Source organism: Saccharopolyspora indica (assembly GCF_027853965.1).
GTDB classification, from domain to species: Bacteria; Actinomycetota; Actinomycetes; order Mycobacteriales; family Pseudonocardiaceae; genus Saccharopolyspora; species Saccharopolyspora indica.
Window position 1 is genome coordinate 253042 of the sequence record NZ_JAQGLB010000010.1, and the last position, 25903, is coordinate 278944.

At 71.0% G+C, this 25903-nt stretch carries 23 protein-coding genes; 20 read left to right on the forward strand and 3 right to left on the reverse strand.

Going from position 1 to position 25903, the window contains the following annotated elements; genetic code table 11:
* Positions 1-136 precede the first annotated feature (136 nt).
* The 4 genes from OU416_RS22875 to OU416_RS22890 all read left to right on the forward strand — a co-directional run bounded on the left by OU416_RS22875 (position 137) and on the right by OU416_RS22890 (position 5847).
* Positions 137-1039 (forward strand): SAM-dependent methyltransferase, encoded by a 903-nt coding sequence (locus OU416_RS22875; RefSeq protein ID WP_333779649.1) that lies wholly within the window; start codon positions 137-139, stop codon positions 1037-1039.
* Complete coding sequence (locus OU416_RS22880) at positions 1036-3150, forward strand: putative bifunctional diguanylate cyclase/phosphodiesterase (protein WP_408642286.1); 2115 nt, start codon at positions 1036-1038, stop codon at positions 3148-3150. The genes OU416_RS22875 and OU416_RS22880 overlap by 4 nt, the downstream gene beginning before the upstream one ends.
* A 130-nt stretch (positions 3151-3280) precedes the next feature.
* Positions 3281-5296: a threonine--tRNA ligase gene (gene thrS / locus OU416_RS22885; RefSeq protein ID WP_270929110.1), complete on the forward strand. Its 2016-nt coding sequence runs from the start codon at positions 3281-3283 to the stop codon at positions 5294-5296.
* 71 nt (positions 5297-5367) lie between these two features.
* Positions 5368-5847, forward strand: coding sequence for an HIT family protein (locus OU416_RS22890; RefSeq protein WP_270929111.1), 480 nt, complete (start codon positions 5368-5370; stop codon positions 5845-5847).
* Positions 5848-5914: 67 nt separating this feature from the next.
* On the opposite strand, the gene OU416_RS22895 is transcribed toward OU416_RS22890, so the two are convergent.
* Complete coding sequence (locus OU416_RS22895; protein WP_270929060.1) at positions 5915-6442, reverse strand: YceI family protein; 528 nt, start codon at positions 6440-6442, stop codon at positions 5915-5917.
* Between the two features lie 219 nt (positions 6443-6661).
* On the opposite strand from OU416_RS22895, the gene pgsA reads away from it, so the two are divergent.
* Entirely contained in the window at positions 6662-7267 is a 606-nt protein-coding gene (gene pgsA, locus OU416_RS22900) for a phosphatidylinositol phosphate synthase (RefSeq protein ID WP_270929061.1), read from the forward strand.
* Between the two features lie 82 nt (positions 7268-7349).
* On the opposite strand, the gene pdxS is transcribed toward pgsA, so the two are convergent.
* Positions 7350-8267: a pyridoxal 5'-phosphate synthase lyase subunit PdxS gene (gene pdxS, locus OU416_RS22905; RefSeq protein WP_270929062.1), complete on the reverse strand. Its 918-nt coding sequence runs from the start codon at positions 8265-8267 to the stop codon at positions 7350-7352.
* A 206-nt stretch (positions 8268-8473) separates the two neighbouring features.
* Here pdxS and OU416_RS22910 point away from each other — a divergent pair, with 206 nt between their 5' ends.
* Positions 8474-10588, forward strand: a complete 2115-nt coding sequence (locus tag OU416_RS22910; RefSeq protein ID WP_270929063.1) for an elongation factor G-like protein EF-G2 — start codon at positions 8474-8476, stop codon at positions 10586-10588.
* A gap of 133 nt (positions 10589-10721) precedes the next feature.
* Here the strand turns inward: OU416_RS22910 and OU416_RS22915 are convergent, their stop codons facing one another.
* A complete protein-coding gene (locus OU416_RS22915; protein ID WP_270929064.1) occupies positions 10722-11291 on the reverse strand; it encodes a helix-turn-helix domain-containing protein in 570 nt (189 codons plus the stop codon).
* Positions 11292-11360: 69 nt separating this feature from the next.
* Here OU416_RS22915 and OU416_RS22920 point away from each other — a divergent pair, with 69 nt between their 5' ends.
* From OU416_RS22920 to OU416_RS22985, 14 genes are all read left to right on the forward strand, one after another.
* On the forward strand, positions 11361-12062 hold the full coding sequence (locus OU416_RS22920; protein ID WP_270929065.1) for an AzlC family ABC transporter permease: 702 nt from the start codon (positions 11361-11363) through the stop codon (positions 12060-12062).
* Positions 12059-12370 (forward strand): AzlD domain-containing protein, encoded by a 312-nt coding sequence (locus OU416_RS22925; RefSeq protein WP_093153960.1) that lies wholly within the window; start codon positions 12059-12061, stop codon positions 12368-12370. The genes OU416_RS22920 and OU416_RS22925 overlap by 4 nt, the downstream gene beginning before the upstream one ends.
* Positions 12371-12680: 310 nt before the next feature.
* The gene (locus OU416_RS22930) at positions 12681-14027 is read left to right on the forward strand and encodes an amino acid permease (protein WP_270929112.1); all 1347 of its coding nucleotides are present in this window, start codon (positions 12681-12683) and stop codon (positions 14025-14027) included.
* Positions 14024-14677: a pyridoxal 5'-phosphate synthase glutaminase subunit PdxT gene (gene pdxT, locus OU416_RS22935; protein ID WP_270929066.1), complete on the forward strand. Its 654-nt coding sequence runs from the start codon at positions 14024-14026 to the stop codon at positions 14675-14677. Before OU416_RS22930 ends, pdxT begins: the two co-directional genes overlap by 4 nt.
* Positions 14678-14692: 15 nt before the next feature.
* Positions 14693-15445 (forward strand): YebC/PmpR family DNA-binding transcriptional regulator, encoded by a 753-nt coding sequence (locus OU416_RS22940; protein ID WP_270929067.1) that lies wholly within the window; start codon positions 14693-14695, stop codon positions 15443-15445.
* A gap of 77 nt (positions 15446-15522) precedes the next feature.
* Complete coding sequence (locus OU416_RS22945; RefSeq protein ID WP_270929068.1) at positions 15523-16032, forward strand: DUF4262 domain-containing protein; 510 nt, start codon at positions 15523-15525, stop codon at positions 16030-16032.
* 108 nt (positions 16033-16140) lie between these two features.
* Complete coding sequence (gene ruvC / locus OU416_RS22950; RefSeq protein WP_270929069.1) at positions 16141-16758, forward strand: crossover junction endodeoxyribonuclease RuvC; 618 nt, start codon at positions 16141-16143, stop codon at positions 16756-16758.
* Positions 16755-17351: a Holliday junction branch migration protein RuvA gene (gene ruvA / locus OU416_RS22955; RefSeq protein ID WP_270929070.1), complete on the forward strand. Its 597-nt coding sequence runs from the start codon at positions 16755-16757 to the stop codon at positions 17349-17351. The genes ruvC and ruvA overlap by 4 nt, the downstream gene beginning before the upstream one ends.
* A 249-nt stretch (positions 17352-17600) precedes the next feature.
* On the forward strand, positions 17601-18665 hold the full coding sequence (gene ruvB, locus OU416_RS22960; protein ID WP_270929071.1) for a Holliday junction branch migration DNA helicase RuvB: 1065 nt from the start codon (positions 17601-17603) through the stop codon (positions 18663-18665).
* 438 nt (positions 18666-19103) lie between these two features.
* Entirely contained in the window at positions 19104-19484 is a 381-nt protein-coding gene (gene yajC / locus OU416_RS22965; protein ID WP_270929072.1) for a preprotein translocase subunit YajC, read from the forward strand.
* 343 nt (positions 19485-19827) lie between these two features.
* The gene (gene secD / locus OU416_RS22970) at positions 19828-21378 is read left to right on the forward strand and encodes a protein translocase subunit SecD (protein WP_270929073.1); all 1551 of its coding nucleotides are present in this window, start codon (positions 19828-19830) and stop codon (positions 21376-21378) included.
* Positions 21375-22550 carry a protein translocase subunit SecF gene (secF, locus tag OU416_RS22975; protein ID WP_270929074.1) on the forward strand — a complete coding sequence of 392 codons (1176 nt, stop codon included), beginning with the start codon at positions 21375-21377 and terminating at the stop codon, positions 22548-22550. Before secD ends, secF begins: the two co-directional genes overlap by 4 nt.
* Positions 22547-23101, forward strand: a complete 555-nt coding sequence (locus tag OU416_RS22980; protein ID WP_270929075.1) for an adenine phosphoribosyltransferase — start codon at positions 22547-22549, stop codon at positions 23099-23101. The genes secF and OU416_RS22980 overlap by 4 nt, the downstream gene beginning before the upstream one ends.
* Positions 23102-23352: 251 nt before the next feature.
* Positions 23353-25671, forward strand: a complete 2319-nt coding sequence (locus tag OU416_RS22985; protein ID WP_270929076.1) for a RelA/SpoT family protein — start codon at positions 23353-23355, stop codon at positions 25669-25671.
* The last annotated feature ends 232 nt before the right edge of the window (positions 25672-25903 follow it).

Below are 25903 nucleotides of genomic sequence, written 5' to 3' on the forward strand. Positions count from 1 at the left end.
ACCCCTCCAGCTTAGGTATCCCTTACCCCGGATCCCGCCATGCGGACGGTGACAATGCTCATACCGGAACCCGGATCCGATCGGCCGGAACGCAGAGTGCGTGACTAGATGCGGCGGGTGACAGTAGGATCCCCGCTTGATCAACGTTCCGGTCGCGGTGGCTACCTCGCTCGACGACGCAGAGATGATCTCGGTGGCCGGGCGGACCAACGGCTGGAGGTCACGCGAGATGCAGCAGCGGCCGGACTGGGCGCCCGAGGGCGTCGACCTGGACAAGCCCAGCGCAGCCAGGTGCTACGACTTCTACTTAGGTGGCGCGTACAACTTCGAGGTGGACCGCGAGCTCGGCCGCAAGGTCATGGAAGTGGTGCCCAACGTCCAGGAGATCGCGATCAACAACCGCGCCTTCCTGCGGCGCGCGGTGCGCTACTGCCTGGACCAGGGCATCCGGCAGTTCCTGGACATCGGCTCCGGGATCCCGACGGTGGGCAACGTGCACGAGATCGCCCAGGCCGCGGACCCGGAGTCCCGCGTGGTCTACGTGGACAACGAGCCGGTCGCGGTCGCGCACAGCCGCGCCATCCTGGGCGACACCGAGCGGGCCACCATCGTGCAAGCCGACCTGCTCGACGTCGAAGGCGTCCTGGACGCGCCCGAGACGCAGCGGATGCTCGACTTCACCCAGCCCATCGCCGTCATGATGGTCGCCCTGGTGCACTTCGTCCCGGACAGCAGCAACCCGCGCGAGGTGATCCGCCGCTACTACGAGCGCCTCCCGGCGGGCAGCCACCTCGGCTTCTCGCACGTCACCGGCGACCACTACATGGAGGGCGTGCAGGGGCTCGTGAAGCTCTACGAGGACAGCATCAACCCGGTCACGCTGCGCACCCGCGACGAGGTCGCCGAGCTGGTCGGCGACTTCGAGCTCGTCGAGCCCGGCGTGGTCTACGTCCCGGACTGGCGGCCGGACACCGAGGAGGACGTCTGGGAGAAGCCGGAGCGGTCCATCGTCTACGGCGCAGTCGGACGCAAGGTGTGATCTCTTTGCCAGCTCAGGCCTCCGGCGGAGCACCGGAACACGACGAAGTGGTGAAGGAGTGGACCCGCCGGGTCATCCACACCAGCTACGTCGCGATGGGGCGCCCCGAGCTAGAGACCTTCCTGGCCCGGTGCCTGGACGACCTGCTGGCCGCGCTCGACGGCGGACCGATCGCCGCCGCCACCGGTGTCGGCAGAAAGCTGGTCGACGTGCACTTCACCACCTCCGCAGCGCTGTCCGGCACGCTCCAGCACCTGATGACCGCGCTGCCCGCTCTCCGCGCGGTGGAACCGGCCCGGCTGATCGAAGTGCTCGGCGAACTGGCCGCCGGGTACGCCGGGGCGCTGCGCGAGCAGACGCTGGCCGAGCAGGCGCTGATCCAGCGGGCCGCGTCGGCCGCCCGCGACGCCGCCGAGGAGGCGTTGCGCGCCAGCGAGGCCCGCTCCCGCGCCGTGGTCATCTCCTCCGCGCTGGGCATCGCCGTCGTCCGGCTCGACGGCACCATCGAGGAGGCCAACGCCGCGATGCGCCGGATCTTCCGGCGCACCGACGAGGAACTGGTCGGCCACACCATCTTCGAGCTGACCGACGACGACTGGGTGGCCGAGCTGCAGGCCGCCAACGACGGCCTGGTCGGCGCGAGCGACGACCGCTACCAGCTCGACACCCGGTTCACCGCGCCGGACGGCTCGCACGTGTGGACCCAGCTGTCGGCCTCCCTGGTCCGCGACGCCCGCGGCGAACCGGACTACCAGGTGGTGCTCTACGAGGACATCACCGACCGGCACATGCTCCAGGAGCAGTTCCGCCGGCAGGCCGTGCACGACCCGCTCACCGGCCTGGCGAACCGGACCCAGTTGCAGTCCGGCCTGGACAAGGCGCTGGAGGAGACCCGCCCCGGCAGGCGGGTGGGGCTGTGCTTCTTCGACCTCGACGGGTTCAAGGCGGTCAACGACAGCCTCGGCCACCCGATCGGCGACCAGCTGCTGCGCACCGTCGCCCAGCGGTTGCAGGCCGCCGCGCGGGGCGCGCTGGCCGCGCGGATGGGCGGTGACGAGTTCGTCGTCCTGGTGCCGGACTCGACCGGCTCCGGCGACCTGGTGGCGCTGGTCGAGACGCTGCTGGCGGAGATCACCAGCCCCGCGCGCATCGGCTCGCACGAGCTCAGCGCCTCGGCCAGCGTCGGGATCGTGGAGCGTCCGGTCGCCGGCACCGACGCCGAGGCGCTGCTGCGCGACGCCGACATCACCCTCTACCGGGCCAAGCAGGACGGCCGGGCGCAGTGGGTGCTCTTCGACCCGGAGCGCAACGCGCAGGCGCGCGACCGCTTCAAGCTCTCCGCCGAACTGCCCGCCGCGATCGAGCAGTACGAGCTGTTCGTCGAGTACAAGCCGATCGTGGAACTGGCCACCGGCCGCTACGTCGGGGCCGCCTCCACGGTCCGCTGGGACCACCCGGAGTTCGGCGAGCTCGGCGAGGACCGCTTCCTCGGGCTGGCCGAGGAGACCGGGCTGATCACCCGGCTCGGCAGCTGGGCGCTGGAGCAGGTGTGCGAGCAGGCCGCGCGCTGGGTGGAGCGGCTGGGGCCGGCGGCCCCGATCGCCGCGGTGCGCCTGTCACCGCGGCACTGCCGGGACCCCGAGCTGGTCGCCGACGTGCAGCGCATCCTCGGCAAGACCGGGCTGCCGCCCGGGCACCTGGCGCTCGGCCTGCCCGAGTCCAGCCTGTTCGACGTGCAGGGCGACCCGCTGGACACGCTGGAGATCCTCGCCGAGATGGGCCTGCGGTTGTGCGTCTACGAGTTCGGCGAGGACTACGCCCGGATGCCGCGGCTGAAGGACCTGCCGCTGGGCATGGCGCGCATCGAGGGCTCGCACCTGGACAGCTTCACCGACCCGGACGGGCCCGCCCCGCTGGACCAGCACCTGGTGTCGGCCGCCTGCGGGGCCGCGGAGCTGCTCGGCCTGCCGGTCAGCGCCTCGGGCGTGCGCGACGAGCTGCAGGCCCGCCGCCTGCAGGAGCTGGGCGTGTCGATGGCGCTGGGGCCGTTCACCGGGGGCCGGGTCTCGGCGCTGGAGCTGGAGGAGCTCGTCGTGGAGCAGGAGGGCTGACGCGGCCGAAAACAGTCCGCGACCAGCCGATAGCATCGTGGTGCGAAGCGTGTCCGCGCCGGTCGGCGACCGGCCCAGCCGAGGAGTGAACGTGTCCGTACAGCCTTCCCAAGCCCAGCAAGCTCTCCGGGTGAAGGTTCCGGCGGGCACTACCGCGGGCGCGGCCGTGGCCGAGGCCGGGCTGCCGTCCAAGGGCGCCGACGCCGTCGTGGTGGTCCGCGACGCCGATGGCGCTCTGCGCGACCTCGCCTGGGCGCCGGAGGCCGACGTCGAGGTGGAGGCGGTCGCCGCCGACACCGAGGACGGCCGCAGCGTGATCCGCCACTCCGCCGCGCACGTGCTCGCGCAGGCGGTGCAGAACCTGTTCCCCGACGCGAAGCTGGGCATCGGCCCGCCGGTCAAGGACGGCTTCTACTACGACTTCGACGTGGACCGCCCGTTCACCCCGGAGGACCTGCAGGCGCTGGAGAAGCGCATGAAGCAGATCCTCAAGTCCGGCCAGAAGTTCGCCCGCCGCCGCCTGGAGTCGGTCGAGGCCGCCAAGCAGGAGCTGGCCGGTGAGCCGTACAAGCTGGAGCTGGTCGACCTCAAGTCCGATGTGGACACCAGCGAGGTGATGGAGGTCGGCGGCGGCGAGCTGACCGTCTACGACAACGTCGACCGGCACGGCGAGGTCGTCTGGGGCGACCTGTGCCGCGGCCCGCACGTGCCGCACACCCGGTTCATCCCGGCGTTCAAGCTGATGCGGGTGGCCGCGGCCTACTGGCGCGGCAACCAGAACAACCAGCAGCTGCAGCGGATCTACGGCACCGCGTGGGAGTCCAAGGACAAGCTCGAGGAGCACCTGGAGCTGCTGGCCGAGGCCGAGCGCCGCGACCACCGCAGGCTCGGCTCCGAGCTCGACCTGTTCTCCTTCCCGGAGGAGATCGGCTCCGGGCTGCCGGTGTTCCACCCCAAGGGCGGCATCATCCGCCGCGAGCTGGAGGACTACTCCCGCAAGCGGCACGAGCAGGCCGGCTACGAGTTCGTCAACACCCCGCACATCACCAAGGACACGCTGTTCAAGACCTCCGGTCACCTGGACTGGTACCAGGACGGCATGTTCCCGGCGATGCACCTCGACGAGGAGCGCGACGCCGAGGGCGAGCTGCGCAAGCCGGGCGTCGACTACTACCTCAAGCCGATGAACTGCCCGTTCCACAACCTGATCTTCCGCTCCCGCGGGCGCTCCTACCGGGAGCTGCCGCTGCGGCTGTTCGAGTTCGGGTCGGTGTACCGGTACGAGAAGTCCGGCGTGGTGCACGGGCTGACCCGGGTGCGCGGCATGACGCAGGACGACGCGCACATCTACTGCACGCCCGACCAGCTGCAGGACGAGCTGAAGTCGCTGCTGGGCTTCGTGCTGGACCTGCTGCGCGACTACGGCCTGGACGACTTCTACCTGGAGCTGTCCACCCGCAACGACGAGAAGTACGTCGGCGACGACGAGAGCTGGGAGGTCGCCACCGAGGCGCTGCGCAGCGCGGCCGAGGAATCCGGCCTGGAGCTGGTGCCGGACCCGGGCGGCGCGGCCTTCTACGGCCCGAAGATCTCCGTGCAGGCCAAGGACGCGCTGGGCCGCAGCTGGCAGATGTCGACCATCCAGGTCGACTACCACCTGCCGGAGCGGTTCAACCTGGAGTACACCGCGCCGGACGGCAGCAAGCAGCGGCCGATCAAGATCCACCGGGCGCTGTTCGGCTCCATCGAGCGGTTCTTCGGCGTGCTCACCGAGCACTACGCCGGTGCCTTCCCGGCCTGGCTCGCGCCGGTGCAGGTGGTCGGCATCCCGATCGCCGACGAGCACGTCGAGCACCTGCAGCAGGTGGCGGAGTCGTTGCGGGCCAAGGGGATCCGCGTCGACATCGACACCAGCGACGACCGGATGCAGAAGAAGATCCGCACCCACACCACGCAGAAGGTGCCGTTCCTGCTGCTGGCGGGCGGCAAGGACGTGGAGGCGGGCGCGGTGTCGTTCCGGTTCCGCGACGGCACCCAGATCAACGGCGTGCCGGTGGACACCGCGGTCGACGCGCTGGTCGACTGGGTGCAGCGCCGCGAGAACGCCTCGCCGACCGCGGAGAACTTCCAGGCGGGGACGGCGTGAACGCGGAGCTGACCGAGCAGCCGGGGGTCGGGGTCCAGGACGCGTTGCAGCGGTTGTGGACCCCGCACCGGATGGCCTACATCCAGGGCGAGGGCAAGCCGGAGGGCGACGACAGCGACGGCTGCCCGTTCTGCCGCCTGCTGGAGTCCGGGCGGCCGGACGCCGAGACGCTGATCGTGGCGCGCGGCGAGCTGGTCTTCGCGATCCTCAACCTGTACCCGTACAACCCGGGTCACCTGATGGTGCTGCCGTACCGGCACGTGGCCGACTACACCGAGCTGACTGCGGCGGAGACGGTGGCGGTGGCGGAGTACACGCAGCGCGCCATGCGGGTGATCCGCCGGGTGTCGGCGCCGCACGGGTTCAACATCGGGCTCAACCAGGGCCCGGTGGCGGGTGCGGGCATCGCCGCGCACCTGCACCAGCACGTGGTGCCCCGCTGGGGCGGTGACTCGAACTTCATGCCGGTCATCGGCCACACCAAGGTCCTGCCCCAGCTCCTCGGCGAAACCCGGGCCCTCCTCGCCGAGGCCTGGACCGCGGCGGACTGAACGCCCGCGAAGACGACGAGGGCCGGGGAAGCAGCGCTTCCCCGGCCCTCGTTTCGCGTTCGGTGCCTCAGCCGCGGAGGCGGGCCTCGACGTCGAGGGTGATGGTGATCTTCTCGCCGACCATGGCGCCACCTGCCGGGCCGACGCCGAAGTCGGTGCGGTTGAGGACGACCTTCGCGGACAGGCCCAGCAGGCCGTCCTCGGTGAAGCCGCCCAGCTCGGTCTCCAGCGACACCGGCTTGGTGACGCCGTGCAGGGTGAACTCGCCGTCGATGACGAAGTCCTCGCCGTCCTGGCGGACGCCGGTGGAGCGGAAGGTGGCGGTCGGGAACTGCTCGGCGTCCAGGAAGTCGGGGTTGCGCACGTGGGCGTCCCGGTCGGCGTTGCCGGTGTCGATCGAGGCGGTCTCGATGGTCGCGGTGACCGAGGAGTCCAGCGGGTTCGCCGCGGTGACGATCTCGCCCTGGAAGCTGCCGAAGCGGCCGCGGGACTTGCCCACGCCCATGTGCCGCACGGTGAACTGGATGTCCGAGTGGACGCTGTCGATGTCCCAGGTGCCCGCGACGTAGCCGGGGATCTGCGCGGTGGCGGTCATGGTGTCTCCAAAGGTGTGGCGTGCGAGTCGGCTTCGAACTCCGACCTGCCGCGCCTGGAGCAGCGGGGAGTTCTGACCGGCACCAACACCGTTGAACCTTCAATGATTCCACCCTGTGGTGGAGGTCACCGACGGCCGCGTCCGCCGACGTCGGTGATCAGCGCGGGCTAGTCTGCTGGCACGGCACACGACAAGCACAGGCGGCTGACCCCTCAAGCAATGCTCAACATCTTCGCGCGGGCCTCGATGTCCCGACTGACAAACCCGATCGGTGCGGGCCTGGTCCGGCTCGGCCTGTCGCCGAACGCGGTGACCCTGACCGGGACGGTCGCCAGCATCGCGGCCGCGCTGTGGTTCTTCCCGCGCGGCGAGCTGTTCGTGGGCACCGTGGTGGTCGCGGTGTTCCTGCTCTTCGACATCCTCGACGGTGCGATGGCCCGCGCCGGGGGCTGCGCGACCCGGTTCGGCGGAGTGCTCGACGCGAGCTGCGACCGGCTCGTCGACGGCGCGCTGTTCGGCGCGCTGGTGTGGTGGTCGCTGGTGGTCGAGGTGGACCGCGCGCGCGGCCTCGGCCTGCTGATCTGCCTGGTCGGCGCCCAGGTGATCTCCTACGTCAAAGCACGCGCGGAGGCCAACGGCCTGAGCGCCGACGGCGGCCTGGCCGAACGGGCCGAGCGCTTCCTGGTGATCCTCGTGGGCACCGGCCTGCACGGCCTCGGCGTCCCCCACGTCCTGGACGTGGCGATCTGGCTCCTGGTCCTGCTCACCCTGATCACCATCGTCCAGCGCCTCACCGCGGTCCACCGCTCGGCCAAAAACCCGTGAGCGTTTTGTGGGGTTATAGCACCACAAAACGCTCACGGGCTTTGAACTGGCCGGGTGCGCTCCGAGCCTCAGCTGAGCCGGGTCACCAGCCGCGCTGGGCGTAGCGCTGCTGCTCGGAGAGGTCGTCCAGGTTGATGCCGACCATCGCTTCGCCGAGGCCCCTGGAGACCTTCGCGATCACGTCCGGGTCGTCGTAGAACGTCGTCGCCTTCACGATCGCTTCCGCGCGCTTGACCGGGTCACCGGACTTGAAGATGCCCGAGCCGACGAACACGCCCTCCGCGCCCAGCTGGCGCATCATCGCCGCGTCCGCCGGGGTCGCGATGCCGCCCGCGGTGAACAGCACCACCGGGAGCTTCCCGGTGCGAGCGATCTCCCGCACCAGCTGCACCGGCGCGCGCAGCTCCTTCGCCGCCACGTAGAGCTCGTCGTCGTCCAGCACCGACAGCCGCCGGATGTCGGCGCGGATCTGGCGCATGTGCCGCGTCGCCTCGACCACGTTGCCGGTGCCGGCCTCGCCCTTGGAGCGGATCATCGCCGCGCCCTCGGAGATCCGGCGCAGCGCCTCGCCGAGGTTGGTCGCACCGCACACGAACGGCACGGTGAACGCCCACTTGTCGATGTGGTTGACCTCGTCGGCGGGCGTGAGCACCTCCGACTCGTCGATGTAGTCCACGCCCAGCGACTGCAGGACCTGGGCCTCGACGAAGTGCCCGATGCGGGCCTTGGCCATCACCGGGATCGACACGGCGCTGACGATGCCGTCGATCATGTCCGGATCGGACATCCGGGCCACTCCGCCCTGCACGCGGATGTCGGCGGGCACCCGTTCCAGGGCCATCACCGCGACGGCGCCCGCGTCCTCGGCGATCTTGGCCTGTTCCGGGGTGACCACATCCATGATCACGCCGCCCTTGAGCATCTCGGCCATGCCCCGCTTGACCCCGTCGGTCCCGGTCTGGGAGGTGCGGGCGGTGTCCTTGACGTCGACGGTAGTCACCTTCGGCCTTCCTCTCGGTGTTCTGCCGAATCGAGACTAGAGCCGAACTGGACCACCAACACGGTCCACTAATCCAGATTTCCGCTAGTCCACTTCGTCGGCCGCCGCACCGCTGGCTGACGACCGGGTGGCGGCCTTGCACGCGTTCGGCGTCGGGTGTGTGATCGGAGACACAATCGGTTGCCGGGAGCGTGCGAGGAGTACTCATGGGGAGCAAGCAGAGCGGCACAGTAGGAGGGCCGGCGATCCCGGCCCCCTCCGATCCCGCCGACATCCGCAACGTCGTGCTCGTCGGGCCCTCGGCGGCGGGCAAGACCACCCTGGCCGAGGCGATGCTGGCGGCCACCGCGACGATCCCGCGGAGCGGCGCGGTCACCGAGGGCACCACGGTCTGCGACCACGAAGCCGCCTCGATCGAGCAGCAGCGGTCCATCTGCCTGGCCGTCGCGCCGGTCCAGCACGGCAACATCAAGATCAACATCATCGACACCCCCGGTTACGCCGACTTCGTCGGTGAGCTGCGGGCCGGGCTGCGCGCCGCCGACGCCGCGCTGTTCGTGGTGGCCGCGGCGGAGGGCATCGACCCGGCGACGCGGGCGATCTGGCAGGAGTGCGCGGCCGTCGGCATGCCCCGCGCGGTGCTCATCGCCCGCCTCGACCAGCCGCGCGCCGACTTCGACACGGCGCTGCTGACCTGCCAGGACGCCTTCGGCGGGGGAGTGCTGCCGCTGTACCTGCCGCACCACGGCGCGGACGGGGAGCTGACCGGGCTGGTCGGGCTGGTCACCGAGAGCATCTACGAATCCGGTGAGCTGCGGCCCGCCGACGAGCCGCTGCGGGCCCGGATCGACCAGCCGCGCGGCGAGCTCATCGAGGCGATCATCGCCGAGAGCGAGGACGAGTCGCTGATGGACCGGTACCTCAACGGCGAGCGCATCGACGAGGACACCCTCATCGCCGACCTGGAGAAGGCGGTGGTCAAGGGCGGCCTGCACCCGGTGCTGCCGGTGTGCGCGACGGCCGGGATCGGCATCGCGGAGGTGCTCGACGGCATCGTCCGCGGCTTCCCGTCGCCGCTGGAGCACGCGCTGCCGGAGTTCACCGACCCGCACGGCCGCAACCCGCGCGCGCTCACCCCCGACCCGGCCGGGCCGCTGGCGGCCGAGGTCGTGCACACCTCGGTCGACTCCTACGTGGGCCGGGTCTCGCTGGCGCGGGTCTTCTCCGGCACGATGCGCCCGGAGCGCCCGGTGCACGTCTCCGGTCACGGCATGGCCGATCGCGGGCACCCGGACCACGACGAGGACGAGCGCGTGGCGCACCTGTACTCGCCGCTGGGCGCGAACCTGCGCGAGGTGTCGCACTGCATCGCCGGCGACCTGTGCGCGCTGACCAAGATCGGTTCGGCGGAGACCGGCGACACCCTCTCCGACCCGTCCGACCCGCTGCTGCTCACGCCGTGGCCGATGCCGGAACCGCTGCTGCCGATCGCGGTCACCGCGCACACCCGCAGCGACGAGGACGCGCTGGCCCGCAACCTCAACCGCCTGGTCGCCGCCGACCCCAGCCTGCGGCTGGAGCGCGACACCGAGACCCACCAGCTGGTGCTGTGGTGCATGGGCGAGGCGCACGCCGACGTGGTCCTGCAGCGGTTGCGCGAGGGCGGCGCGGAGATCGACACGGTGCCGGTGGAGGTGCCGCTGCGGCAGACCTTCGCCCAGCCCGCCAAGGGGCACGGGCGGCACGTCAAGCAGTCCGGCGGGCACGGCCAGTACGCGGTGTGCGACATCGAGGTCGAGCCGCTGCCGCGCGGATCGGGTGTGGAGTTCGCCGAGCGCGTGGTCGGCGGCGCGGTGCCGCGCCAGTTCATCCCCAGCGTGGAGAAGGGCGTGCGGGCCCAGGTGGAGAAGGGCATCAACGAGGGCTGCCCGCTGGTGGACCTGCGCATCACGCTGGTCGACGGCAAGGCCCACAGCGTCGACTCCTCGGACGCGGCGTTCCAGGCGGCCGGTTCGCTGGCCCTGAAGGCCGCCGCCGAACAAGCGGGCCTGGTCACCCTCGAACCGGTCGACGAGGTGGCGGTGCACATCCCGGACGAGCACCTCGGCGCGGTGCTGGGCGACCTGTCGAGCCGCCGCGGCAAGGTGGTCGGCACGGAGCCGGAGGACGGCGGCTGGACGGTGGTGCGAGCGCACGTGCCCGCCAGCGAGCTGATCCGCTACCCGGTCAACGTCCGCTCCCTGACCTCGGGCAGCGCGACCTTCACCCGCAACTTCGGCGGCTACGAGCCGATCCCGGACCACCTGCTCACCCGCAAGTGACCACAACCACCCGTCCGAGCCCGCAGACCCCCGCGATCACCCCGGGTCGGCGCGGGGGCCTGGTCAATTTCGTACGAAATTGACCATCACCCGGGTGAACGTCAATTTCGTACGAAATTGACGCGGCGGGTGGTCAGCGGTGCTCCATGAGGAGGACTGCGGTGGTGCCGGGGGCCAGGGCTTCGTAGCGGTGGGGGACGTCGCCGGAGAAGGAGATGTAGTCGCCCACCGCGAGCTCCACCGGGCCGTCCTCCGGGCCCACCAGCAGGCGGCCCGCGGTGAGGATCACGTGCTCCACCGAGCCGGGGATGTGGGCGTCGGCGCGGCGGACGCCGCCCGGTTCGAGTTCGAGCACGTAGAGGTCGCGGCGCGCGCCCGCCTGACCGGAGGACAGCAGGGCCGCCGCGTAGGTCGACTGCTCGGAGCGCACGATCGGCACCTGGCCCGCGCGGATCACCCGCACCTGCGGGGTCGGCGGGTCGACGAGCCGGCTGAAGGGCACGCCCAGCGCCACGCCCAGCGCCCACAGGGTTTCCACGCTGGGGTTGCCGGTGCCGGATTCCAGCTGGGAGAGCGTGGACTTCGCGATTCCGGCGCGCTTGGCGAGCTCGGTCAGGGTCAGCCCGGCGCGATCGCGCTCCCGGCGCAGGGACGCGGCGATGGTCTCCAGCGGCGCGGACGGGGTGTTCTCTGTCTCACTCATCGGTGTTCGCTCTGTCGGTCCTTCAATTCGGTTTGACGAACGCGCTCTGTTGTGTTCATGCTAGCGAACGTGAGTACGGTTCAGCGAACGCGAACGAGTTTCTGGCGGGATGCGCTGGTGCGCGACGTCCTCTCCATGGCGCTGGCGATGGCCATCGTGGGCGCCTCGCTCGGTGCGATCGCGGTGAGCAAGGGCGTACCGCTGTGGATGATCACGCTGATGGCGGCGGTGGTGTTCGCGGGCGGCTCGGAGTTCATGGCGGTCGGTCTGATCACCGCGGGCGCGGCGCCGGTCACCGCGGTGCTCAGCGGCCTGATGCTCAACGCCCGCCACCTGCCGTTCGGCCTGGCGGTCGGCGGGCTGCTCGACCGCGGCTGGCCGACCCGGCTGATCGGCAGCCACCTCATGGTCGACGAAGCCGTGGCCTTCGCGATGGCGCAGCGGACCCCGGAGCAGAAGCGGCGCGCCTACTGGCTCACCGGGATCGCCCTGTACTGCGCCTGGGCGCCGTCGGTGTTCCTCGGCGGACTGCTCGGGCAAGGCGTCGGCGACCCGGGCGCCTTCGGCCTCGACGCGGCGATGCCCGCCGCGCTGCTCGCGCTGATCATGCCCTCGCTGCGCGAGTTCCGGACGCTGCGCGCGGTGGCGGTGGGAGCGCTGATCGCGGTCCTGACGACACCGCTGCTGCCGGAGGGCCTGCCGGTCATGGTCGCGCTGGTCGGGGTGGCCGCGGTGCTGCCGCTGCCGAAGAAGCTGGAGGGAGCCCGATGACGCTCGGAGTGGTCTTCGCGCTGGCCGCGGGAACGTACGCGATGCGCCTGGCCGGACCGCTGCTGCGGGGACGGCTGCGGATCTCGCCGCAGTGGGAACAGCTGATGTCGATCGCGGCGATCGTGCTGCTCGGGGCGTTCGTGGCGACCAGCGCGCTGTTCGAATCCGGCGGGTTCGCGGGCTGGGCCCGGTTCGCCGGGGTCGCGGTCGGCGGCGTGCTGGCCTGGCGGCGCGCGCCGTTCGTGCTCGTCGTGGTCGCCGCGGCGGGCACCACGGCGCTGCTGCGCCTGTTCGAGCTGGCGGCCTGAAAGCCCGAAACAGGACATTTCCGCAGGTGGTGGCCCGTGAGCGGTTCGGGGTGCTATAGCGCCCCAAAGTGCTCACGGGCCCTGACCTGCGGCGCTGACCTGCTGCTCCACCCCGAGTCCGATCTCCTGGCGGCGCTGTCTAAGGTTCCCCTGGCCCATCCGGCGCAACGGCTTGCTGCGCCGGGGTGAACACCTCGAGCCGGGCGCACCCGGCTCCCGCCACGGGAGGACCACGCCCTTGGCCACCGCGCCCATCCACCGCACCGACGAAGAGGGCTACGCGAAGGGGCTCCAGAACCGGCACGTCCAGATGATCGCCATGGGCGGGGCCATCGGCGTCGGCCTGTTCCTCGGCGCGGGCGGCCGGATGGCCCAGGCAGGCCCCGCCCTGGTGGTGTCCTACCTGCTGTGCGGCATCGCGGCGTTCTTCGTGATGCGCGCGCTCGGCGAGCTCGTGCTCTACCGGCCGGTGGCGGGCAGCTTCGTGGAGTACGCCCGCGAGTTCATCGGCCCGTGGGCCGGGTTCGCCGCGGGCTGGCTGTACTTCCTGAACTGGGCGGGCTCCGGCATCGCCGAGATCACCGCGGCGGGCATCTACATCGGCAAGTGGTTCCCGGACTTCCCGCAGTGGGTGACCGCGCTGATCTGCCTGGCCGTGCTGCTGGCGGTCAACCTGCTGTCGGTGAAGCTGTTCGGCGAGCTGGAGTTCTGGTTCGCGGTGATCAAGGTGCTGGCCATCGTGACCTTCCTGTTCGTCGGCCTGGCCCTGGTGGTCACCGGCGCCGAGGTCGGCGGCGGCACGGCCGGTCCGCACAACCTCGTCGACCACGGCGGTTTCACGCCCAACGGGCTGCCCGTGGTGCTGATGAGCATGCAGGGCGTCATGTTCGCCTACGCCTCGATGGAGATGGCCGGCATCGCCGCGGGCGAGACCGAGGACCCGGCGAAGGTGATGCCGCGCGCCATCAACGGCGTGGTGTGGCGCATCGCGGTCTTCTACATCGGCTCCGTGCTGCTGCTGGCGATGGTGCTGCCGTGGACGTCGTACAACGGCGACCAGAGCCCGTTCGTGACGGTCTTCTCCAGCATCGGCATCCCGTGGGCGGGCGACGTCATGAACTTCGTGGTGCTCACCGCCGCCCTGTCCAGCTGCAACTCCGGCCTGTACGCGACCGGCCGGATCCTGCGCTCGCTGGGCACCCGCGGCGAGGCGCCCTCGTTCACCGCGCGGCTCAACTCCCGCCACGCGCCCTTCGGCGCGGTGCTGTTCACCGGCGCGGTGTTCCTGATCGGCGTGCTGCTCAACTACGTGGTCCCCAAGGACGCCTTCGACATCGCCACCTCCATCGCCTCGCTGGGCGTCATCGCGACCTGGGCGGCGCTGCTGATCGCGCAGGCGCAGCTGCGCAAGCGCGCTGCGCTGGGCGAGCTGGTCCGCCCGTCCTACCGGATGCCCGGCTCGCCGTGGACCAACTGGATCGTCCTGGCGTTCCTGCTGCTCATCGTGGTGCTGGCGGCCTTCTCCGACGAGCTGGCGGTGCGCGCCTCGTTCTACGCGGTGCCGGTCGTGGTGGTCGCGCTGTTCGCCGGGTGGCGGCTGGTGCGCAGGTCCCGGTCTTCGCCCGCCGAGGAGCGTGCAGGACAATCGGGGGTGTGACGAACCCCGTGATCGGCGTCCTGGCGCTGCAGGGCGGTGTGGCAGAGCACCTGGCCGCGCTCGAGCGCTGCGGTGCGGACGCGCGCCCGGTCCGGCGGGCCGAGGAGCTCGCCGCGGTGGACGGAATCGTGCTGCCCGGCGGGGAGTCCACCACGATGACCCGGCTGCTCGACACCTTCGAGCTGTACGAGCCGCTGCGCGAGCGGCTCGCCGCGGGGCTGCCCGCCTACGGCTCGTGCGCCGGGATGATCATGCTCGCCCGCGAGGTCTCGGACCAGGCCCCGGAGCGGCCCGCGGTCCGGCCGCTGGGCGCGCTGGACGTGGTCGTGCGGCGCAACGCCTTCGGCCGCCAGGTCGACTCCTTCGAGACCGACCTGGACTTCGCCGGAGTGCCGGACGGGCCGGTGCACGCGGTGTTCATCCGGGCACCCTGGGTGGAAGAGGTGGGACCGGAGGTCGAGGTGCTGGCCGTGGCCGATGCCCCGGACAGCACCGAGCGCTCGCCCGGCGTCGGTAGGATCGTCGCGGTTCAGCAGGGATCGGTGCTCGCCACTTCGTTCCACCCGGAGCTGGTCGGCGGTGACGAACGCGTGCACCGCTATTTCGTACAGATCGTCCGCGCGCGGCTGGATTCGGCAGCGCACGCGTAGAAAGACGGAGGAGAGATGAGCGGCCACTCCAAGTGGGCCACCACCAAGCACAAGAAGGCCGCCCTCGACGCCAAGCGCGGCAAGCTCTTCGCGAAGCTGATCAAGAACGTCGAGGTCGCCGCCCGCACCGGCGGGGGCGATCCCGATGGCAACCCGACCCTCTACGACGCCATCCAGAAGGCGCGCAAGAACTCCGTGCCGATGGACAACATCGAGCGCGCCCGCAAGCGCGGGGCCGGTGAGGAAGCCGGTGGCGCCGACTGGCAGACCATCATGTACGAGGGTTACGGGCCCAACGGCGTCGCCGTGCTGGTGGAGTGCCTGACCGACAACCGGAACCGGGCGGCGGGCGAGGTGCGCACCGCGATGACCCGCAACGGCGGCTCGATGGCCGACGCCGGTTCGGTGTCCTACATGTTCAACCGCAAGGGCGTCGTGCTGCTGCCCAAGAACGGGCTGAGCGAGGACGACGTGCTCTCGGCGGTGCTGGAGGCCGGAGCCGAGGAGATCAACGACCTGGGCGAGAGCTACGAGATCCTCTCCGACCCGGCCGACATGGTCGAGGTGCGCAAGGCGCTGCAGGCCGCCGACATCGAGTACGACTCGGCGGAGACCAACTTCCTGGCCTCGGTCAACGTGCAGCTGGACGCCGAAGGGGCGCGCAAGATCTTCAAGCTGATCGACGCGCTGGAGGACTGCGACGACGTGCAGAACGTGTTCGCGAACTTCGACGTCGACGACTCGGTGCTCGAAGAGGTCAACGCCTAGCACCGGAACGTGTCCGCGCCGCTCCCGTCGGTGGTCCTCGTGGCCGCCGGCGGGAGCGGCGTGCTTCGCAAGGCAGAATGGCGATCGTGGTCGACACGGATGAGGAACTGCGCCGCTGGATGGTCAACACCGCGGAGAAGCACGGCGCAGCGGTGATGCACGTGGCGGGCGACGAGCACGGTGCGCAGTACGCCTTCTCGGTCGGCGCGTGGCGGCGCTTCGGCAAGCCCGAGGTCGTGGTGATCGGGTTGCCCGACGAGGTTGCCAACGCGGTGGTGAACACCTACGTGCAGCGGGTGGGCCAGGGCGAGCGGTTCGTGCCCGGCCGGCTCTACGACGGCTTCCTGAAGGGCTGCCCGGTGACCTTCGAGAAGGTCGCCCTGCAGCACTACCCGGAGTACCTGGGCAGCGCGTTCCTGGTCTACAACGGGCCCGACTTCCCCGCCGTGCAGCTGATCGTCTCCAGCCCGGAGGACGCGAAGTTCCCGTGGGAGCCGGATGCGCCCGGCGGGTTCCGCGACTACCAGCCGGTGCTGACCGACAGCGGTCTGCCGGAGAGCTGGACGCCCGGCGCCGACGGCCCCTGATTCACCCGGTCAGGGGATGCGTGCGCGTGTCGGTGCGGGCGGCCGCCAGCGCGGTTCGATAGGGTTTCGAACGAGTGTTCAGGTCGAGCGTGGGCAGGTGGCGTCGTGGTGCGCGTGCTGGGAGTCGACCCCGGGCTGACCCGCTGCGGGCTCGGCGTGGTCGACGGGGGACGGGGGCGATCGGTTTCGGCCGTCGCCGTCGGTGTCGCGCGCACTCCGCCGGAGGACGAGCTGCCGCTCCGGCTGCGCGCGGTGGCCGACGAGGTCGAGCGGTGGATGGACCGGCACCGGCCCGAGGTGGTGGCCATCGAGCGGGTGTTCAGCCAGCACAACGTGCGCACCGTGATGGGCACGGCGCAGGTCTCCGGCGTGGTGGCGCTGCTGGCCGCGCGGCGCGGCCTGCCGGTCGCGTTCCACACGCCCAGCGAGGTCAAGGCGGCCATCAGCGGGTCCGGCCGGGCGGACAAGAAGCAGGTCACCATCATGATCACCAAGATCCTGGGGCTGGCCGAGGCGCCCAAGCCCGCGGACGCCGCCGACGCCCTGGCGCTGGCCGTCTGCCACCTGTGGCGGGCGCCGATGGCCGACCGCCTGGCCCAGGCGGAGGCCAGGGCCGCCGAGCTGGCCCGCAACCACCGGGCGCGGCTCAAGGCGGCCGCGAAGGCCACCGGAGGGCGCGATGCGAAGACGAACGTTGCGACACGACCAGGAGGGGTTGACCGATGATCTCCACGGTGCGAGGTCCGGTGCTGTCCATCGGGCTGGACCACGCCGTGATCGAAGTGGGCGGCGTGGGCATGGCGGTGCACGCCACCCCGGTCACGCTGGCCGGCCTGCGGCGGGGCGAGGAGTCCCGGCTGTGGACCTCGCTGATCGTCCGCGAGGACTCGCTGACCCTCTACGGCTTCGCCGACGCGGAGTCCCGCGACCTGTTCGTCCTGCTGCAGACGGCGTCCGGGGTCGGCCCGCGGCTCGCGCTGGCCGCGCTCGCGGTGCTCTCGCCGGACCAGCTCAGCCACGCGCTGGCCGACGGCAACCTGACGGTGCTCACCCAGGTCCCGGGCATCGGGAAGAAGAGCGCCGAGCGGTTGATCCTGGAGCTGCGCGACAAGGTCGGCGTGGTGGCCGGAACGGTGGAACCGGCGACCACGGCGGACCGCGGCCGAGTGCGCACGGAGGTCTCCGAGGCGCTGGTGAGCCTGGGCTTCTCGGCCAAGCAGGCCGACCAGAGCGTCGAGTCGGTCCTGGCAGCGGGCAACGGCGACCTCGACACCGCAGCAGTGCTGCGCAAGGCACTCGCCACACTCGGACCGAAGTGAGGTCGTAGATGTGACTGTCTGACGAACTCGTTTTGCGTGGCGGTGCGGGTAGCGGAACCTCAGCGCCCGCCTGGACTCCGGGTGCCCGGCCTGATGTATGACCAATGCACGGCGGCCGGGCCGTCCTCGCCAGGCGGACGCTGAGAACCCGCGGCGGTGCGAGCTGCGAGGGCGGGCTAAACGCCTCCGGCGTTTCAAAGACAAAGAACCCAGGTCGGGGACACGCACACTGCTAGGGGACAGGCTCAGATGCACCAGGACGAGGCCGACTGGTCCGGCGAGGGCGTCTCGCTGACCGCGCACCAGGACGCGTCCGACCAGGACGTCGAGACGTCGCTGCGGCCGCGCAAGCTCAGCGAGTTCATCGGCCAGGCGCGGGTGCGCGAACAGCTGGAGCTGGTGCTGCACGGCGCGCTCAAGCGCGGCGACCAGCCCGACCACGTGCTGTTCTCCGGCCCGCCAGGGCTGGGCAAGACCAGCCTGTCGATGATCATCGCCACCGAGCTCGGCTCGTCGATCCGGGTCACCTCCGGTCCGGCTCTGGAACGGCCCGGTGACCTGGCGGCGATGCTGTCCAACCTCGCCGAGGGCGACGTGCTGTTCATCGACGAGATCCACCGGATCGCCCGCCCCGCCGAGGAGATGCTCTACCTGGCGATGGAGGACTACCGGGTGGACATCGTCGTCGGCAAGGGCCCCGGTGCCACCAGCATCCCGCTGGAGCTGGCGCCGTTCACGCTGGTCGGGGCCACCACCCGGTCCGGCGCGCTGACCGGTCCGCTGCGCGACCGCTTCGGCTTCACCGCGCACATGGAGTTCTACTCGCCGGAGGAGCTGGAGCTCGTGGTGCGCCGCTCGGCGGGAATCCTGGGCGTGGACCTGCGCGACGACGGCGCCGTGGAGATCGCCGGCCGCTCGCGCGGCACACCGCGCATCGCCAACCGGCTGCTGCGCCGGGTCCGCGACTTCGCCGAGGTGCGCGCCGACGGCGCGGTGACCCTGGAGGTCGCGCGGGCCGCGCTGGAGGTCTACGACGTCGACGAGCTCGGCCTGGACCGGCTGGACCGGGCGGTGCTGAGCGCGCTGATCAACTCCTTCCACGGCGGCCCGGTGGGGATCTCCACGCTGGCGGTCGCGGTGGGCGAGGAGTCGAGCACCGTGGAGGAGGTCTGCGAGCCGTACCTGGTGCGCGCCGGGCTGCTGGCCCGCACCCCGCGCGGCCGGGTCGCGACCGCGGCGGCCTGGCACCACCTGGGCCTCACCCCGCCGCAGCACGCGCCGGGCAGCCCGCAGCCGGAACTCTTCGCCGAGTGACCCAACGGTGACAAAACGCCGATACCGTGTCCGAGGACCCGCCGCCGGACTCCTCGCGAGCCGCGGCCGCGGGTAGCGGAACCGCCCCGTCCGGACCGACGTCCCGGCCGGGTGCGCACCCGCGGCGGTGCGAGTCGCCCCACGGCTCCGCCGCCGGAGAACTGAAGACCGAACCTGTTCAAGCGCCGGTGACCGGGGCGCTGGTCGGGCTCCGCCGCGTGACGTTATCCTCCTCACGTCTCGTCCGGCGCCGATCGGACGGGTCGTGCGCGGCACGGCAGGCGCGGACCCGCTCCGGCGGGCCGCGGTGGCCCTCCCGACCCAGTGGGAGAGCCCGTCGACCCGAGTTGACCTGGCACACTGGGGCTTGAACATCCGAACAATTCGGGCGCAGTACTGCGAGGGCTGGGCCCCGAAGCGTCCGCTGAACGGAGCACGATGGACCTCAACTCCCTGATTCTCCCGCTGCTGATCGTCCTGCTCGCGGTGCCGCTGTTCCTCCAGGCGCGCAAGCAGAAGCGCGCGATGGCGGAGCAGCAGAAGCTGCAGAACTCGATCGCCCCCGGCGACCGGGTGATGACCACCTCCGGTGTGTTCGGCACCGTCGTGGCCACCAGCGACGACACCATCGACCTGGAGCTGGCCCCCGGCATGACCACCACCTGGGTGCGCCAGGCGGTCCGCGAGAAGGTCGTCACCGACAGCGCGCCCGCGGCCGAAGAGATCAAGGACGAGGCCCCGGCCGAGGTCGAGGCGAAGGTCGAGACCGAGTCGAAGGCCGAGGTCGCCGCGCCGATCGAGCAGCAGAAGACCAACTGACGACGGGTGGGAGCCCGCACCGGGGCCGGATCTCGGCCCCGCGCGGCGGGCCGTCGCCCACCAGGTAGCGACGCGGGCACGGAGGAGCGCTTCCGGGCCCGCGTCCGTGCGTGATCGCTGATCGACGCACTGTCGCCACCCGGTGCGGTGACGCCCGCGCCGGGCCTGTCAGACTGACACGGTGGTGTCCCCACCGGGCACCCGAACACCCGCGGGTTCTCAGACGTTCTCTCGGGGGACGATCGCTGTCCCGCCGCGAGAGAGCGGCCGAGGTTTCGCCGGGTGCGCGCCTGCGCAACACGACCAGTGCACCGCTTCGATACCGGACAGGAGAACGAACGCCGTGGCACCTCCGGCCGGGCAGATCCGCCCAGGGCGTTATCTCGCGATCTTCACCTTGATCGTGGCCGCGTTGTACTCGCTGGTGTTCTTCACCGGCGACGGCAAGCCCTATCCGAAGCTCGGGATCGACCTCCAGGGCGGCACCCGGGTGACGCTCACCGCGCGCACCCTGGACGGCCAGCCGCCCACCAACGAAGCCCTCAACCAGGCGCGGCAGATCATCGAGACCCGCGTCAACGGCATGGGCGTCAGCGGTTCCGAGGTCACCCGCGACGGCAGCAACCTGGTCATCACGGTGCCCGGCGAGGACGGCGAGGACGCCAAGCAGCTCGGGCAGACCGCGGAGCTGAACTTCCGCAAGGTCACCAGCGCGCTGCCCGCGCAGACGCCGCCCGCGGGCACCACGCCGCAGGCCGCGCACCAGCAGCAGCCCGGTGACCAGCAGCGCGAGATCGACGAGGCCAAGCGCACCCGGCAGAGCACCGACCCGAACGTGCAGATGCAGGCGTTGCAGGCGCTGAACTGCTCGGTCGACGACCCGCTGCGCGGCAACGACGACCCGAAGCTGCCGCTGGTCACCTGCGACCGCGAGGGCGAGTTCAAGTACGTCCTGGAGCCGGTGTTCCTGCCCGGCCGCGAGGTCGCCACCGCGCAGGCGGTGCCGCCGAACCAGCAGAACCCGGGCTGGACGGTCTCGCTGGACTTCAAGAGCGAGGGCGCCAAGATCTGGGCCGACTTCACCTCCGCCAACGTCGGCCAGCAGGCCGCGTTCGTGCTGGACAGCGAGGTGGTCTCGGCACCGACGATCCAGGCCGCGCTGCTCGGCGGCAACGCGCAGATCACCGGCCAGTTCAACCAGCAGAGCGCGACCGACCTGGCCGACATCCTCAAGTACGGTTCGCTGCCGCTGGCCTTCGACCAGTCCGAGGCCGAGACGGTCTCCGCGACGCTCGGCGTGGCCTCCCTGGAGGCAGGCCTGTTCGCCGGTGGCATCGGCCTGCTGCTGGTCGCGGTGTACTGCCTGCTCTACTACCGGCTGCTGGGCATCCTGACGATCCTGTCGCTGGTGCTCTCCGGCGGCGTGGTCTACGGCGTGCTGGTCCTGCTGGGCCGCTGGGTCGGCTTCACCCTCGACCTGGCCGGTGTCGCCGGTTTCATCATCGCCATCGGCATCACCGCGGACTCGTTCATCGTGTTCTTCGAACGCCTCAAGGACGAGATCCGCGAGGGCCGCACGTTCCGGTCGTCCGTGCCGCGGGCCTGGACGCGGGCGCGGCGCACGATCCTGTCCGCCGACGCGGTCAGCTTCCTGGCCGCCGCGGTGCTCTACGTGCTGGCCGTCGGCCAGGTGAAGGGCTTCGCGTTCACCCTGGGCATGTCCACCGTGCTGGACCTCGTGGTGGTCTTCCTGGTCACCCACCCGCTGGTGGCGCTGGCCTCCAAGAGCAAGTTCCTGTCCAAGCCCTCGGTCTCCGGCCTGGGAGCGGTGCAGCGCGTCGGTAATCAGAACCGGGCTGCCCGCAAGGCCGCGACCACCGCCAAGGAGGCGTGAAGGTGACGACTCCAGGTACCGAAGGCACCCGCCGCCGCGAGAGCGTCTTCCACCGCCTCTACGTCGGGACCGGCGCCTTCGACATCGTCGGCAAGCGCGCCCGGTGGTACGTCTCGCTGGGCCTGCTGGTGCTGGTCTGCATCGGCTCGATCGGGTTCAAGGGCTTCAACCTCGGCATCGACTTCGAGGGCGGCACGAAGCTGCAGATGCCCGCGGTCGGCGCGCAGGGCCCGATCACCGACGGCCAGGTGCAGGACGCGTTCCGGGAAGCGGTGGGGCGCCCGGCGGAGACGGTGCAGATCGTCGGCACCGGCGCGAACCAGTCCATCCAGATCCGCACCGAGGCGCTCGACGTCGACGAGGTCGGCGCGGTCAAGCAGACGCTGTTCACCCAGCTCCAGCCGCTGGACGCCCAGGGGCAGCCGAGCGAGCAGGTGATCAGCGACAGCGCCGTCAGCGGCACCTGGGGCGGTGAGATCACCCAGCAGGCGCTGATCGCGCTCGGCGTGTTCCTGGTGCTGGTCACCGCGTTCCTGGCGTTCTACTTCGAGAAGTGGATGGCGGTGGCGGCGCTGGTCGCGCTGCTGCACGACGTCGTGGTCACGGCGGGCATCTACTCGCTGATCGGCTTCGAGGTCACGCCCAGCACGGTGATCGGTCTGCTGACCATCCTCGGCTTCTCGCTCTACGACACCGTGGTGGTCTTCGACAAGGTCAAGGAGAACACCCGCGGTCTGCTCGGGCTGACCCGCCGCACCTACCCGGAGGCGGCGAACCTGGCGGTCAACCAGACGCTGATGCGCTCCATCAACACCTCGGTCATCGCGCTGCTGCCGGTGGCCGGGCTGCTGGTGGTCGGCGCCGGGATGCTCGGCGTCGGCATGCTGCGCGACCTGGCGCTGGTCCAGCTGATCGGCATGACCGCCGGTGTCATCTCGTCGATCTTCCTGGCCTCGCCGCTGCTGGTGGACCTCAAGATGCGCGAGCCGAAGTACCGCGAGCACGAGGTCAAGGTGCGGCAGCGCCGCGAGCGCGCCGCGGCCAAGGCCGCCGGCGAGGACGTGCCGGAGGAAGCCCCCAAGCAGGCCGTCTCGGCCGGTGCGGGCGCTTCCCGGCGGCCGAGCCGCCCGGCGGGCAAGTCCGGTCGTCCCACCGGGAAGCGGCGCCGATGACGGAGCAGGTGGCGGTCCAGGTCACCGACGAGTCCGACCTGGACCTGCGGCGCGCTGCCGCGCTGATCCGCGAGGTGCCCGACTTCCCGGAGCCGGGCGTGCTGTTCCGCGACATCAGCCCGATGCTGGCCGACGGCGCCGGGCTGCGGTCGGTGGTCTCGGCGCTGGGCCGGGACTGCGAGTTCGACGTGGTCGCCGGGGTGGAGGCGCGCGGGTTCCTGGTGGGAGCGGCGGTCGCGCAGGCCTTCGGCACCGGTGTGATCGGGCTGCGCAAGCCCGGCAAGCTGCCGGTCGTCGCCGACCGCGTGGACTACGCGCTGGAGTACGGCCGGGCCACCCTGGAACTGCCCGCGGACACGCTCCGGCCGGGGCAGCGCGTGCTGATCGTGGACGACGTGCTCGCCACCGGCGGCACGCTCGGCGCGGCCTGCCGGCTGGTGCGGCAGGCGGGCGCGGAGGTCGCGGCCGCCGCGGTGGTGCTGGAGCTCACCGCGCTGGAGGGCCGCGACAAGCTCATGGGTGAGGAAGTCCGGGCTCTCCTGCAAGCCTGACCCGACACCCGAGGCGGTGGGGGACTCGCAACTCCGAGGGCAAACCGGCGCGCCGTTTTCGCTGAAAATCGCGCCACGGTCACCTGATCTGGTGATCAGCCGGGGTGAAGTCGCCCGGTCGATCGACTGCACCAGGTGACCGCTGGGCGTATCACAACCGCACCAGGGAAGGTGCGTAGCCCCGATGGCGTTATTCTCAGTGTCCGGGTCCCCGGACCTGGGAATGCAACACCTGATCCCGGGAGCGTGCGGTGAGCCAACACGTCGAATCTCCTGCGTCGGCAGCCGAGCCGGTTGCCGAGCCGCGACCGGCGTCGGCCACCCGCCGCGTCCGCGCCAGGCTGGCGCGGAAGATCACCGCGCAGCGCGCCGCCCAGGTCAAGCAGGTGCTGGAACCGCTGGCCACCGTGCACCGCGAGCTGCACCCGCAGGCCGACCTCGGGCTGCTGCAGCGGGCCTACGACGTGGCCGAGGCCAAGCACCGCACCCAGAAGCGCAAGTCCGGCGATCCGTACATCACGCACCCGCTGGCGGTCGCCACCATCCTCGCCGAGCTGGGCATGGACACCACCACGCTGGTGGCGGGCCTGCTGCACGACACCGTCGAGGACACCGACTACTCGCTGGACAAGCTCGCCGCCGACTTCGGCGACGAGGTCGCGCACCTGGTCGACGGCGTCACCAAGCTGGACAAGGTCAAGCTGGGCGCGGCGGCGGAGGCCGAGACCATCCGCAAGATGATCATCGCGATGGCCCGCGACCCGCGAGTGCTGGTGATCAAGCTCTCCGACCGGCTGCACAACATGCGCACCATGCGCTTCCTGCCGCCGGAGAAGCAGGCCCGCAAGGCCCGCGAGACCCTCGAGGTGCTCGCCCCGCTGGCCCACCGGCTGGGCATGGCGACGATCAAGTGGGAGCTGGAGGACCTGGCCTTCGCCATCCTGCAGCCGAAGAAGTACGACGAGATCGTGCGCCTGGTCGCCAACCGCGCGCCCTCCCGCGACACCTACCTGCGCACCGTGATCGACGAGCTGTCGCACCAGCTCGACACCGCCCGGCTGGCCGCGAAGGTCGAGGGCCGCCCGAAGCACTACTACTCGATCCACCAGAAGATGATCGTCCGCGGTCGCGACTTCGACGACATCCACGACCTGGTGGGCGTGCGGATACTGGTCGACGAGGTCCGCGACTGCTACGCGGCGATGGGCGTGGTGCACGCGCTGTGGCAGCCGATGCCGGGCCGGTTCAAGGACTACATCGCCCAGCCCCGCTTCGGCGTGTACCAGTCGCTGCACACCACGGTGATCGGCCCCGAGGGCAAGCCGCTGGAGGTGCAGATCCGCACCCACGAGATGCACCGCACCGCCGAGTACGGCATCGCGGCGCACTGGCGGTACAAGGAGGCCAAGGGCCGCAACGGCAGCGGCGGCCAGGCGGCCGTCGAGGTCGACGAGATGGCGTGGATGCGGCAGCTGCTCGACTGGCAGCGGGAGGCCGCCGATCCGGGCGAGTTCCTGGAGTCGCTGCGCTACGACCTGGCGACCAGGGAGATCTTCGTCTTCACGCCCAAGGGCGACGTGATCACGCTGCCGTCGGGCTCGACGCCGGTGGACTTCGCCTACGCGGTGCACACCGAGGTCGGGCACCGCTGCATCGGCGCGCGCGTCAACGGCCGGCTGGTGGCCCTGGAGCGCAAGCTGGAGAACGGCGAGGTCGTCGAGATCTTCACCTCCAAGGCGGAGGGCTCGGGCCCGAGCCGGGACTGGCTGTCCTTCGTGGCCTCGCCGCGGGCCAAGGCCAAGATCAAGCAGTGGTTCGCCAAGGAGCGCCGGGAAGAGGCGATCGAGTCCGGCAAGGAGCTGATCGCCAAGGAGATCCGCCGCCTCGGCCTGCCGGTCCAGCGCCTGGTCTCCGCGGAGACCCTCGGCGCCGTGGCCCGCGAGCTGCACTACGTCGACGTCACGGCGCTGTACGCGGCGGTGGGGGAGAAGCAGCTCTCCGCGCAGCACCTGGTGCAGCGGCTGGTGGCGTTCATCGGCGGCCCGGAGCAGGCGGCGGACGAGATCGCGGAGCGGTCGACGCCGTCGACGCTGCGCGGCAAGCGCCGCAGCAGCGGCGACTCGGGCGTGGTGGTCAAGGACGCCGGCGACGTGTGGGCGAAGCTGGCGCGCTGCTGCACGCCGGTGCCCGGCGACGAGATCCTGGGCTTCGTGACCCGCGGCGGCTGGGTCAGCGTGCACCGCACGGACTGCACCAACGCCGACGACCTGCGCCGGACGCCGGAGCGGCTGGTCGACGTGTACTGGGCGCCGTCGGCGTCCTCGGTGTTCCTGGTGGCGATCCAGGTGGAGGCCCTGGACCGGCACCGCCTGCTCTCCGACGTCACCAAGGTGCTGGCCGACGAGCGGGTGAACATCCTGTCGGCCTCGGTGACGACCTCGAAGGACCGGGTGGCGGTCAGCCGCTTCTCCTTCGAGATGGGCGACCCGAAGCACCTGGGCCACGTCCTCAAGGCGGTCCGCAACATCGAAGGCGTCTACGACGTCTACCGCGTCACCTCCGCCGCCTGAGTCCTCTGGACGCCGTCGCCACCACCAGCCCGGTCACGTGACCGTCTCGGCCCGCCCGCTGCGACGCGCACCCTCCTGACCACGCCCACGGCCGTCCCGGTGGTGCCGAGCTTCGTCGATTTCGCTTGAAATTGGCGGCCTCGCCACCGCGGGATTCGTCGATAACGCTGCCAATTTCAGGCGAAATCGCTACCCCCGCACCACCTACCGCTTTGAACCCAAACCCGGCCAC